12 protein-coding genes are annotated in these 12,071 nt (G+C 73.1%); 1 reads left to right on the top strand and 11 read right to left on the bottom strand.

Translation table 11 applies throughout. The features are described 5' to 3' along the window. Positions 1 to 88 precede the first annotated feature (88 nt). The 5 genes from OSR43_RS07385 to rpsB form a co-directional block, all read right to left on the bottom strand. On the bottom strand, positions 89 to 982 hold the full coding sequence (locus tag OSR43_RS07385) for a phosphatidate cytidylyltransferase (protein ID WP_302270595.1): 894 nt from the start codon (positions 980 to 982) through the stop codon (positions 89 to 91). A gap of 15 nt (positions 983 to 997) precedes the next feature. Continuing rightward, entirely contained in the window at positions 998 to 1,552 is a 555-nt protein-coding gene (gene frr, locus OSR43_RS07380) for a ribosome recycling factor (RefSeq protein WP_302271624.1), read from the bottom strand. Positions 1,553 to 1,621: 69 nt separating this feature from the next. Then, positions 1,622 to 2,335: a UMP kinase gene (pyrH, locus tag OSR43_RS07375; protein ID WP_302270594.1), complete on the bottom strand. Its 714-nt coding sequence runs from the start codon at positions 2,333 to 2,335 to the stop codon at positions 1,622 to 1,624. 103 nt (positions 2,336 to 2,438) lie between these two features. Then, on the bottom strand, positions 2,439 to 3,251 hold the full coding sequence (tsf, locus tag OSR43_RS07370) for a translation elongation factor Ts (RefSeq protein WP_302270592.1): 813 nt from the start codon (positions 3,249 to 3,251) through the stop codon (positions 2,439 to 2,441). A 119-nt stretch (positions 3,252 to 3,370) separates the two neighbouring features. Next, positions 3,371 to 4,315, bottom strand: a complete 945-nt coding sequence (rpsB, locus tag OSR43_RS07365; protein ID WP_302270591.1) for a 30S ribosomal protein S2 — start codon at positions 4,313 to 4,315, stop codon at positions 3,371 to 3,373. 405 nt (positions 4,316 to 4,720) lie between these two features. Between rpsB and OSR43_RS07360 the strand changes: the two genes are divergently transcribed. Continuing rightward, positions 4,721 to 5,320: a M23 family metallopeptidase gene (locus OSR43_RS07360; protein ID WP_302270590.1), complete on the top strand. Its 600-nt coding sequence runs from the start codon at positions 4,721 to 4,723 to the stop codon at positions 5,318 to 5,320. On the opposite strand, the gene OSR43_RS07355 is transcribed toward OSR43_RS07360, so the two are convergent. The 6 genes from OSR43_RS07355 to OSR43_RS07330 all read right to left on the bottom strand — a co-directional run bounded on the left by OSR43_RS07355 (position 5,293) and on the right by OSR43_RS07330 (position 12,060). Next, positions 5,293 to 6,192 (bottom strand): tyrosine recombinase XerC, encoded by a 900-nt coding sequence (locus OSR43_RS07355; protein WP_302271623.1) that lies wholly within the window; start codon positions 6,190 to 6,192, stop codon positions 5,293 to 5,295. The genes OSR43_RS07360 and OSR43_RS07355 overlap by 28 nt on opposite strands. A 141-nt stretch (positions 6,193 to 6,333) precedes the next feature. Continuing rightward, a complete protein-coding gene (gene dprA, locus OSR43_RS07350) occupies positions 6,334 to 7,548 on the bottom strand; it encodes a DNA-processing protein DprA (protein WP_302270589.1) in 1,215 nt (404 codons plus the stop codon). Then, positions 7,545 to 9,128, bottom strand: a complete 1,584-nt coding sequence (locus OSR43_RS07345; protein WP_302270588.1) for a YifB family Mg chelatase-like AAA ATPase — start codon at positions 9,126 to 9,128, stop codon at positions 7,545 to 7,547. Before OSR43_RS07345 ends, dprA begins: the two co-directional genes overlap by 4 nt. Continuing rightward, positions 9,128 to 9,496 (bottom strand): YraN family protein, encoded by a 369-nt coding sequence (locus OSR43_RS07340; RefSeq protein ID WP_302270587.1) that lies wholly within the window; start codon positions 9,494 to 9,496, stop codon positions 9,128 to 9,130. The genes OSR43_RS07345 and OSR43_RS07340 overlap by 1 nt, the downstream gene beginning before the upstream one ends. 114 nt (positions 9,497 to 9,610) lie before the next feature. Beyond that, positions 9,611 to 11,608 carry a TadE/TadG family type IV pilus assembly protein gene (locus OSR43_RS07335; RefSeq protein ID WP_302270586.1) on the bottom strand — a complete coding sequence of 666 codons (1,998 nt, stop codon included), beginning with the start codon at positions 11,606 to 11,608 and terminating at the stop codon, positions 9,611 to 9,613. Next, on the bottom strand, positions 11,605 to 12,060 hold the full coding sequence (locus OSR43_RS07330; RefSeq protein WP_302270584.1) for a TadE family protein: 456 nt from the start codon (positions 12,058 to 12,060) through the stop codon (positions 11,605 to 11,607). The genes OSR43_RS07335 and OSR43_RS07330 overlap by 4 nt, the downstream gene beginning before the upstream one ends. Positions 12,061 to 12,071 lie beyond the last annotated feature (11 nt).

The raw sequence follows: 12,071 nt of genomic DNA, 5'->3' as shown, positions 1-12,071 counted from the left end.
GGAGCCACCGCCGGCCGGCGCAGGGCCCGCTGCAAGACGGCCCGCTGGAAGACGGCCCGCTGCAGACCGCCCGCTGGAAGACGGCCCGCTAGAAGACGGCGTAGTGCAGCAGCAGCCAGATCGGCGCGACGGTCGCGAGGAGGGAGTCGAGCCGGTCCATCAGCCCGCCGTGACCGGGGATCACCTGGCTCATGTCCTTGATGCCCAGGTCGCGCTTGATGACCGACTCGCACAGGTCACCGAGGGTCGCCATGACCACGGCGATGAGGCCGAGGACGACGCCCACCCACCAGTCGCCGTCGAGCAGGTAGGTCACCAGGGCCCAGCCCGCCGCGACGGTGAACACGAGCGACCCGGCGAAGCCCTCCCAGGACTTCTTCGGGGAGATCACCGGGGCCATCGGGTGCTTGCCGAACAGCACGCCCGCGACGTACCCCCCGATGTCCGAGGCGATGGTCACCAGGATGAAGGCGATGATGCCCTGCACGCCCGGGTCGTCCAGCCCGGCGCCGCCGGAGTCCGAGCCGAGGCCGGTGCCGCCCTCGGCGAGCAGCAGGGCCACGAACGAGCCCAGGAACGGCACGTAGACGAGCGTGAAGACCGACGCCGTGGCGTTCTGCACGTAGCCGTCGATGCCGCGCCGCAGCAGCCACAGCATCGTCGCGAGCGCGGAGACCGCCGTGGCGGTCACCAGCGCGGGCGCGCCGTAGAAGTAGGCGACCACGACCATCACGACGCCGCCGACCATCAGCGGCTGCTCGGGCAGGTCGATGCCCTTGGCGGAGAAGCCCTTGCGCAGCTCCCACACCGCGACGACGACCGCCACGGCGACGATCACCATGAACGCGGTCTTCCAGAAGAACAGCGACGCGGCGATCGCGCCGAGCAGCACGACGGCCGACGCGACGGCGGCGCGCAGGTCCCGGCCGGCGCGCCCGTGGTCCTTGGCCGGCGGTGCCGCCGGCTGTGGCGAGTCGGTCATGGAGTCCCGAGGCCCTCAGACCTCGAGGAGCTCGGACTCCTTGTTCTTCAGCATCTCGTCGATGGCGTCGGTGTGGTTCTTGGTGATGCTGTCGAGCCGCTTCTCCGCGCCGGTGACGTCGTCCTTGCCGACCTCGCCGTCCTTCTCGAGCTTCTCGAGGTTCTGCTTGGCGGTGCGGCGCAGGTTGCGCACGGCGACGCGGCCGTCCTCGGCCTTGCCGCGGGCGACCTTGATGTACTCCTTGCGGCGCTCCTCGGTCAGCTCGGGGAAGACGCAGCGGATGACCTTGCCGTCGTCGGCCGGGTTCACGCCCAGGTCGGAGTCGCGGATGGCCCGCTCGATGTTCTTCATCGCGCCCTGGTCGAAGGGCGAGATAAGGATCGTGCGCGCCTCGGGGGCGGTGAACGACGCGAGCTGCTGGATCGGGGTCGGGGTCCCGTAGTAGTCGACCATGATCTTGCTGAACATGCTCGGGTGGGCGCGGCCGGCGCGGATCGCGGCGAACTCCTCGCGCGTCGCCTCGACCGACTTGTCCATCTTGCTGTCGGCCTCGTTGAGGATGTCGTTGATCACCGGTGCTCCTGACTCGTTCGCTTCGTCTCGTCGCTGCGCGTGCTGCTTGCTGAGGGGGTCGGCGCCTCAGCCGGCGCTGACCAACGTCCCGATCCTCTCACCCTGCACGACGCGCAGGATGTTGCCCTCGGGCTCCATGCCGAACACGACCATCGGCAGCTTGTTCTCCCCGCAGAGCGCGAAGGCGGTCTGGTCCATGATCCGCAGGCCCTGGCTGATCGCGTCGTCGTAGGTGAGGTCGTCGTACTTCGTCGCCGTGGGGTCGATCCGCGGGTCGGCGCTGTAGACGCCGTCGACGCCGTTCTTGGCCACCAGCACCACGTCGCACTTGCTCTCGAGCGCGCGCTGGACCGCGACGGTGTCGGTGGAGAAGAACGGCATGCCCATGCCGGCGCCGAAGATCACGACGCGGCCCTTCTCCATGTGCCGGATGGCCCGGCGCGGGATGTAGGGCTCGGCGACCTGGCCCATGGTGATGGCCGTCTGGACGCGGGTCTCGACGCCCTCCTTCTCCAGGAAGTCCTGGAGGGCCAGGCAGTTCATGACGATGCCCAGCATGCCCATGTAGTCCGCGCGGGCGCGGTCCATGCCGCGCTGCTGCAGCTCGGCGCCGCGGAAGAAGTTCCCGCCCCCGGTCACGATGGCGACCTGGACGCCGGCCCGCGACACGGCCGCGATCTCCCGCGCGATCTTCTGCACGACGTCGGGGTCCACCCCGACCTTGCCGCCACCGAAGACCTCGCCCGACAGCTTGAGCAGGACTCGCTTGTAGGCGGTCAACCGGCTCTCCTCTCCTCGGTGGGTACGACGAAGGCCGGTCCGATGGACAGTGTCTGCTCCATCGAACCGGCCTCCTCGTGATGTCTGGCCAGACCTTAGTGCCTCAGGCGCCGACCTCGAAACGGGCGAAGCGCTTGAGGGTGGTGCCGGCCTCGTCGAGGACGGCCTTGACCGACTTCTTGCTCTCGGTCACCGAGGCCTGCTCGAGGAGCACGACCTCCTTGAAGAAGCCGTTGAGGCGACCCTCGGTGATCTTGGCGATCGCCTGCTCGGGCTTGCCCTCCTCGCGGGACTTCTGCTCGGCGATGCTGCGCTCGTGGGCCACGACGTCGGCCGGGACCTCGTCGCGGGTGAGGTACTGCGGGCGCATGGCCGCGACCTGCATCGCGGCGCCGCGGGCGGCGTCCTCGCTGCCGTCGTACTCCACCAGCACGCCGACGGCGGGCGGGAGGTCGGCGGCACGCTTGTGCATGTAGACGACGACCGGGCCGTCGAAGTACGCCACCTGGCCGAGCTCGATCTTCTCGCCGATGGAGATCGCGAGGTCGCCGACGACGTCGCCGACGGTCTTGTCGCCGAGCTGGACGGCCTTGAGGGTCTCGGCGTCGCCGGCCTTGGCCTCGGCGGCGGCGTCGGCGATCTTCTGGGCGGTGGCGACGAACTCGTCACCCTTGGCCACGAAGTCGGTCTCGCAGCGCAGCTCGACGAGAGCGCCGCCGGAGGTGGCGACGAGGCCGGCGGTGGCCTCGCGCTCGGCGCCGCGGGCCTCGGCCTTCGCAGCGCCCTTGACGCGCAGGATCTCGACGGCCTTGTCGAAGTCGCCGTCGGCCTCGGTCAGGGCCTTCTTGCAGTCCATCATGCCGGCGCCGGTGAGCTCACGGAGCTTCTTGACGTCGGCGGCGGAGATGTTCGCCATGGTGTTGTCCCGTCTGGGTCGCAGGATTCAGGAGTGGAGGGGACGAGTCGGGCTCGTCCCGGCACCGCGCCGCGGCGCCGCTGCGTACGTCGTACGAGCGGCGCCGCGGGCGCGGAGGGTCAGGCCTGGGCCTGGTCGGCGGTCTCGACGGCCTGCTCGGCGGCGGGCTCGTCGGTCGCAGCGGCGGCGGCCTCGTCGGAGGCAGCGCCCTCGGAGGAGGCACCGGTCGCCTCGGAGGCCGGGGCCTCGTCGGTCGCGGCGTCGCCGCCGGTCGCCTCGACGGCGGCCTTCTCGGCGTCGCCACCGAGGAGCTCGCGCTCCCACTCGGCGAGCGGCTCGGCCGCGGTCGCGGTGTCAGCGGCGGCCTTGCCACCGGAGCGGGCGATGAGGCCCTCGGCGACGGCGTCGGCGACCACGCGGGTCAGCAGGCCGACGGCGCGGATCGCGTCGTCGTTGCCCGGGATCGGGAAGTCGACCTCGTCGGGGTCGCAGTTGGTGTCCAGGATGCCAATGATCGGGATCCGGAGCTTGCGAGCCTCCTCGACGGCGAGGTGCTCCTTCTTGGTGTCGACGATCCAGACGGCCGAGGGGGTGCGACCCATCTCGCGGATGCCGCCGAGGGTCTTCTCGAGCTTGTCGCGCTCCCGCTTCATCTGCAGGAGCTCCTTCTTGGTGCGACCCGAGCCCGCCACGTTGTCGAAGTCGACGTCGTCGAGCTCCTTGAGGCGGTTGATCCGCTGGTGCACGGTCTGGAAGTTGGTGAGCATGCCGCCCAGCCAGCGCTGGTTGACGTAGGGCATGCCGACGCGGGTCGCCTGCTCGGCGATCGCCTCCTGGGCCTGCTTCTTGGTGCCGACGAACATGATCGTCCCGCCCTTGGCCACCGTCTCCTTGATGAAGGCGTAGGAGCGGTCGATGTAGGCCAGCGACTGCTGCAGGTCGATGATGTAGATGCCGTTGCGCTCGGTCATGATGAAGCGCTTCATCTTCGGGTTCCAGCGACGGGTCTGGTGCCCGAAGTGAACGCCGCTCTCGAGGAGCTGGCGCATGGTCACGACTGCCATGGTGTTTGTTCTCCTGTGTGGTGGAGCCGCCGCCGTGCGCCCGCCCTTGCGAACGAGGACGGACCGGTGACGCGCTCCGGTCGTTTTCAGTTGCCGCGAGCCGACGGGTGCCGGTCGCCCTGACGCCGGCGCGCGACCCGACCCGGCTCTCGCTGGGACCGAGGGTCGTCGCCCGCGGGTGGTCGGGCCCTCCCAGGATGGAACCCGGAGGGGACCGCCGCGGTCTGCCGACGTGCGAAGTCAGTACGCGTGGTGACGTGCGGACTGCCCTGCCAGCGTACGCGACTCCGGCAGGCGCCCGCCAATCCACCGGGAACCGTCCCCAGGCCTCGTCCCCCGCCGGCTCCTCCCCAGGCCGCCGCCCGGCGGTCGCGCCAGTCCGGCGACCGGCGCACCGTGGCGCCCATGGTCTCCCCGACACTCGCCGCCGCCGTCCTCCTGCTGCTCCCGTCCCCCGCCGGTGCGGGCGCGCCGGCCGGCTCCGGGACCGACCCGGTCGGCGAGTGGCCGCTGCGGCCGGAGCCGGCGGTCGTCGAGCACTTCGACCCACCCGACGACCCGTACGGCGCGGGCCACCGCGGTGTCGACCTGCTCGGCTCCCCCGGGCAACCGGTCCACGCGGCGCTCGCCGGCCGGGTCTCGTGGGCCGGCACCCTCGCCGGGCGTGGCGTCGTCGTGGTCGACCACGGCACGACCCGGACGACCTACGAGCCGGTCTCCGCTGCCCTGGCCGTGGGGACCGTCGTGACCGCCGGCGACATGATCGGCACGCTGCAGGTCCCCGGCTCGCACTGCTTCCCGCGCGCGTGCCTGCACTGGGGGTGGATCGAGGGCGAGACGTACCTCGACCCCCTCGACCTCGTCGGGGCGGGACCGGTGCGGCTCCTGCCGCTGTGGCGCGACGAGCCGGTCACCGGGCGGGTCGCCGTCCCTGTCGCCCACCCCTCCGTCGCCCACCCCTACGACGGGTGGCGACCTCAGGCCCGGGGGTGCGCCTGCTGGTAGGCGCGACGCAGGCGGTCGGTGGTGACGTGCGTGTAGAGCTGGGTCGTGGCCAGTGACGCGTGGCCGAGGATCTCCTGGACCGAGCGCAGGTCGGCGCCGCCCTCGAGCAGGTGGGTCGCAGCGGTGTGCCGCAGGCCGTGCGGACCGATGTCCGGGGCGCCCGGGACGTCGGCGATGCGCCGGTGGACGAGCGTCCGGACGGCCCGCTGGTCGATCCGCCGGCCGCGGACACCGAGGAACAGGGCCGGCCCCGAACCGTCGGCGGCCAGGTGCGGCCGACCGTGCTTGGTCCAGAAGTCGAGGGCGCGCGCGGCGGGGCGGCCGAACGGCACCGTCCGCTCCTTGCGGCCCTTGCCCAGCACCCGCACGACGTTGCGGTCGCGGTCGACGTCGTCGACGTCGAGACCGACGAGCTCGCCCACCCGGATCCCGGTGGCGTAGAGCAGCTCGATCATCGCGACGTCGCGCAGGCCGACCGGGCTGCCGTCGTCGGCGCGCTCGGCTGCCGCGCGCACCAGGTCCGCGGCCTCGTCGGCCCGCAGCACCGGCGGCAGCGTCTTGTGCGCCTTGGGCGATCCCAGGCTGGCGCCGGCGTCGGTCGCCGCTCGCCCGGTGCGCAGCAGCCAGGCGGTGAACACCCGGGCCGCGGTCGCCCGGCGGGCGACCGTCGTCCGGGAACGGCCCAGGGTCTGCTGCTTGGCCAGCCAGCTGCGCAGGGCGCGCAGGTCCAGCTCGGCCGGGTCGGTGTGGCCGAGCCGGGCCGCGTGCTCGAGCAGGCCGGAGACGTCGGTGGTGTAGGCGCGCACCGTGTGCGGCGTCAGGTCCCGCTCGGAGACCAGGTGGCGCTCGTAGTCGGCGAGCACGCGGGCCATCGGCTCGGGCAGCACGTCCGGCAAGTCCCCGGGCGGGTCTTCGGGCCGGCCCTCGGGCAGGTCCTCGGACTGCGGTCCGGCCGCCCGCGGCTCGTGCTCCTGGTTCCCCACGGTCGCCGAGTCTAGGAAGCGCGAGCCCCCTCACCGGTGAGCCAGCGCGGCGAGCCGCCACCCGTCCGGTCCCTCGTCGACGAGACCGAGGGCGTGCAGGCGCACCAGCCCGGAACGCACCTCGACCAGCCCGAGCCCGGCCGCTCGCGCGATCGAGTCGGACCTGGCCCCGGACGCGACCGGCACCGCGTCGAGCACCTGCTGCTGGCGCAGCGACAACCGGTCCCGCTGGCGCACCGGCCCACGCGGCTCCTCGACCAGGTGGGCTCCGGAGACCCCGATCAGCTCCAGGACGTCCTCCCCGGACGTCACCAGGGTGGCCGCGCCGGTTCGCACCAGCTGGTGCACACCCTGGGAGGGCGCGCTCGTCACCGGGCCGGGAACGCCCATCAGGACGCGGTTGAGCCGTCCGGCCCAGTTGGCGGTGTTCAGCGCGCCGCTCCGCACGGCCGCCTCGACGACGACCGTGCCTCGCGTCAGGGCAGCGATGAGCCGGTTCCGGGCGAGGAAGCGCAGCCGGGTCGGTGCCGACCCCGGCGGGAGCTCGGAGACGACCAGCCCCTCCGCTGCGAGGTGGGCCAGCAACGAGCGGTGCGCGGCAGGGTAGGCCCGGTCGACCCCGCAGGCCAGGACGGCCACGGTCGGGCCGTCGACCGCGATCGCCCCGCGGTGGGCCGCCTGGTCGATCCCGAACGCCGCGCCGGAGACCACCGGGACGCCGGCCCCGGCGGCGCAGGCGCCGATCGAGGCGGCGACGTCCGCGCCGTACGTCGTGGCGGAGCGGGAGCCGACCACCGCCAGCGAGCCGTCGAGCCCGTCGAGACGCAGAGGCCCTCTCGCCCACAGGCCGAGGGGTGCGCCGGTGCGCCCCTGCACGTCCCCCGCGGACCCGAGCCCGTCGAGCTGCGCCGGCCACTCGGCGTCGCCCGGGACGACGAACCGGATGCCCAGCCGGGCGGCGATCTCCAGGTCGCGCTCCGGCTCCATGGTCGCCAGCCGCTCCGCGACGTCGGTCAGGACCCCGTTGCCCGGGTCCCGCTCGTGGGCGAGGGCCTGGTGCAGCTCGACCGCGCCGAGCTCGGCGGTGAGCCCGGCGATGCGCGGGTCGCCGGGCTCGGTCAGCCGCGACAGGGCGACGCGTGCCACCCGCTCGCGGTCCGACGGCTCCCCGGGCGTCCTGTCCCGCGTGTGGTCCGGCCGGGTGTCCGGCGGGGTGTCCGGCGTCGACGGGGACGGCTCGCTCATCCCGCCCTCCTGGTCAGGTCCGAGAGCATGAGCGGCTCGGCCGTGCGCAGCCTCAGGGCAGTGCACAGCTCGACCTCCCCGGGGCCCGGAGCACCCGCGAGGTCGGCGACCGTCCAGGCGAGGCGGTGGACCCGCACCGCCCCGCGCCGGGTCAGCAGGCCCTTGCTGATCTTGTCGTCCAGCACCCGCTGCGCGGACGCCGTCAGCGGCCACAGGTCGCGGAGCGCAGGTCCGGGCGCGTGCCCGTTCAGGCGCCACCCGCAGCCGGCGTACCGCTGGGCCTGGCGGTCGCGAGCCGCGGTCACCCGCGCCCGGATCGCCGCCGTGGGCTCCGGGGGCGCCGCGCCGACCTCCCCGCCCTTGAGCGGGGCGACCTCGCGGGTGATGTCGATCCGGTCGCTGAGCGGCCCGGTGATCCGGCTGCGGTAGTCCCGGCGTGCGCGCTCGCCACACTTGCACTGGTTGTCCCGCGCGACCGGCGAGTACTCACCGCACGGACAGGGGTTGCAGGCCACGACCACGATGCCGCGCGCGGGGAAGGTCGCCGACTCCTCGCCCCGCGCGATGGTCACGTCCCCGCTCTCGAGCGGTTGGCGCAGCGCCTCGATGACGTCGGTGCGGAACAACGGGAACTCGTCGAGGAACAGGACGCCGTGGTGTGCCCGGCTGATCGCCCCCGGGCGGACCCGTCCGCTCCCCCCGCCGATCAGGCTGGCCTTGCTGGCGTCGTGGTGCGGCGCCGCGAACGGCGGGCGGGTCAGCATCCCGCCGGCGGGGTCGAGGACGCCGGCGAGCGAGTGGATCGCCGTCAGCTCGAGCGACTCCTCACCGTCGAGGTCCGGCAGCAGGCCGGGCATCCGCTCGGCCAGCGTCGTCTTGCCCGCGCCCTTCGGGCCGGTGAGCATGACGTGGTGGCCGCCGGCCGCGGCGACCTCCAGGGCGTAGCGGGCGTCCGCCAGGCCGAGGACGTCGACCATGTCGGTGTCGTCGAGCCGGTCGTCGCCCCGCCACGAGAGCAGGCGGCTGCCGGACTGCTCCGCCACCGGCGGCGCCTCGGGCACCTCCTCCCCCGCCAGCTGCGCCGCGACCTGCGCCAGCGAGCGCATGCCGTACACCGACACCCCGGGGACCATCGCGGCCTCCGCCGCCTGCGGCTCGGGCACGTAGACCTCGGTGATCCCCCGGCGCGCGGCGGCCAGCACCATCGGCAGCACCCCGGGGACCGAGCGGAGCCCACCGGCCAGGGTGAGCTCGCCGACGAAGAGGCAGCCCTGGAGGCTGGGCTTCGGGACCGCCCCGTTGGCGCCGAGCACCGCGACCGCCATCGCGAGGTCGAAGTGGCTGCCGGTCTTGCTCAGGTCTGCGGGGCTCAGCAGGATCGTCACCCGCTTGGTGGCGGGCCACCCGAGGTCGCTGTTGGCGATCGCCATCCGGCAGCGGTCCCGCGCCTCGTTGAGGGAGACGTCCGGCCGGCCGACGACGATCGTCGCGACGATGCCCGGGGACACGTCGGCCTGCACCTCGATCAGGTGGCCGACCGCTCCCTGGAGCGAGACGGTGTGCGCGGTGGCGAAGGCCATCAGCCGATCCCCCGCACGTGGTCCAGCTCGGCGGCACCGCGTCGTGGCAGCTGCACGCAGACCATGTCGACGCGTGCCTCGAGGTGGGCCACGCCGTGCTCCTCCAGCCAGCGGTTCGCCAGCCGTCGCAGCCGGGCGACCTTGATGTCGGTCACCGCCTCGTGCGGCGTGCCGCCGACCCTGCCGCTGCGGGTCTTGACCTCGCAGACGACGACCGTCCGCCCGTCCCGCAGGACCAGGTCGATCTCGCCCTGCTCGCACCGCCAGTTGCGGTCGAGGAGGGCCATGCCCTCCGCGACCAGGTGCCGGGCGGCCAGCGTCTCGCCGTACTGCCCCACCGCGTGGTTCCGCGCTGCTGTCGTCGTCATGTCCTCGACCTCCTGCCCAGGAGGCTGCCGCGGACGGCTGGCGCTCGACCGGCCTCGAGGACCGCCGTGTGGACAAGCGTCGTCACCGACCCGCTGTGAGCGCCAGCTGGGCCGTCAGCGGACCAGGCGCCCCACTTTCATGCCCACCACCGGGTCGTAGGCCACCGTCGGCGCGGACGCCTCGATCGGGAGGGCGTCCTTGTTGAAGACGTAGACCTGGATGCCTTGGACCTGCCTGCCTCCCCCGTTCAGGACGATCCCGTTGGCCGCCGTCGCGTCCGACAGCCCTCGGGTGCTCACCGGCGACTCGTCGGTGACGAACGCCGGCACGAACTCGCGGATCGGCTGGAAGCCCTTCTGCACGCGGTCCGCGGCGTGGACCACCGGCACCCAGACGAACCGCGGCGACCGGATGACCGCCGGGTCCAGCATCGCGGGCGTCACGCCCGTCGCCTTGCTGATGTCGTCGAGGGAGGCCCCGCCCCGGAGGAAGCAGGAGAGGACGTCGTTGTTGATGGTCGCGCCGCCGTACGACACGTCCGACCGACCCTGGCACGTCGTGCTGCCCCGCTCGGCAGCGATGCGACCCGGCCGGGCCCCCACTCCGGTGAGGAACCCGGGGCCCAGCGGGGAGACCCGGTTGCCCGGAAGACCCGTGATGCAGTTCCGCCCGTCCTGGGACACGTCGTCGAGGCGGGCGCCGGGGATCGTCCTGGTGCCGGACCCGCACTCCTTGACCACGGCAGCTCCGCTCGCGAACCGGTAGGGCTCGAGCAGGTGGTCGAGGCCGGCGGCGATGTTCAGCGCGAGCGCGTCCGCAGTCCCCTCACCGCTCTTGCGCGGGCTGTCGAGCTGTCCGAAGTTGCCCCGCTGCTGCCCGACGCAACCGACCGCCGTCGACGCGGGCACGACGATCTCGGAGTCCATGCCGGCGCCGGTCGCCGGGAGGGGCGCGGGCGCAGGGGCAGGCGGTGCCGAGGCCGGCGGCGTCCCGTTGACGGTCAGCGTCTGGTGGTCCACCGAGATCTGCGGGAGCTTCCTGTCGTTCTTCTCCTGCACCACTCCGTAGACCCGCCACGTCCCGGGCGTGCCGGTGACCTCGGGTCCGATCGAGAAGGGGGGCACGATCAGTGGGTCGGTCCTGCCGACGTCCATCGCGGCGTACTCGTGCCAGGTGCCGTCAGGTGCCACGAACCGGATCGAAGCGCGGTCGATGTTGCTCGGGATCTTGGTCAGCCGCAGATTGCTGACCGTCAGCGTCTGTCCCACCCAGGCGACGCTCGGGACGATCGGGCCCACGACGGTGTGGCCACCCTGCTGGACGTCGCTCGGGAGCACCGTCGGCGTCGCGGTCGGCGTCGCGGTCGGCGTCGCGGTAGGCGTCGCGGTCGGCGTCGCGGTAGGCGTCGCGGTAGGCGTCGCGGTCGGCGTCGCGGCCGGCGTCGCGGCCGGCGTCGCGGCCGGGGACGCCGTCGCGGCGCTCGGAGCCGACCGCGCGCTGGTCGCGGCCTCGTCCGCGTCGGCCGTGACCGTCGTGGAGCCGAACTTCCCCGGGCCGCTCCCCGGCGTCGCATCGAGCATGGCCGGGCCCAGCGCACACCCGCTCGGCAACCAGAACGGCAGCACGCTCTCGCCACGGGGGATCGACGAGAACACCTGCACCGTGGCGGAGCGCTGGACGTCCGTACCGCCCTGTCCGAGCGCTCCGGCCAGGCCGAAGTCGACGCGTGCCTGAGGAGCGGTGACGGAGAGCCGTACGCAGTCGGTCTGGCAGGGCGCTCCGTTCTCGTCCTGCAGGTGCACCTCGCCGTCGAGGACGGAGCCGTTGTGGAGGTCGCCCGGCAGGACCGTTCCCTGGCCGGAGGCGGCGTTGCGCACCAGGTAGGCCGCAGCAGCGGTCGTGATCGTCGCCAGGTCGGTCTCGGAGGCCGGCAGGAGGTGGCTCACGCTCAGTGCGGTCAGGTCGACCTGCTTCTGCACGGACCGCTCGCGCGCCCAGGCGTTGCCCAGGTCGACGGCGAGGGCGGCGACCCCGAAGAGGACGACGGCGAGGACACCGACCATCACCGCGACGGCTCCACCCTCGTCGCGGTGCGCCAGTCGCCTCCTCATGAGCACGCCTCGGGCGCGGACGGCACGAACTCGACCCGGGCCTCGGCGGTCGTCGACACCAGACCTCCGTGGAGGAAGGGCAGGAACGGCAGCTGGAGGTCGGCGGCAGGGAACTCCACGCGCACCTTGACGGTGTCGCCGACGTTGATGCCAGGAGGCATCGAGTCGACGTACGTGCGGGTGATCGAGGCGGCCTCCCCAGCGCCGTTCAGCGTCTCGACCTGCGACCGGACCGAGGTACGGAAGTCCACGCACCTCGCGGGCGTGCCGACAGCCGACTGGCGCGCGGCGTCGCGCGCGATGTCGCTGCCTCCCTGCAACGTCCAGAAGTACAAGCCGTACTGGACGATGCCGAAGACGAGCAGCAGCAAGAGCGGCAGCACGAGCGCGAACTCGACCGCAGCCGCTCCCCCCTCCTTGCCGCGGCGCTGCGTGAGCCGACGGCCGGTCAACCTGGTGCTCC

This window comes from Nocardioides sp. Arc9.136 (assembly GCF_030506255.1).
Taxonomy (GTDB): domain Bacteria; phylum Actinomycetota; class Actinomycetes; order Propionibacteriales; family Nocardioidaceae; genus Nocardioides.
Note: the sequence above shows the minus strand (reverse complement) of the source record. Positions and strands in the feature narration are given on the sequence as shown.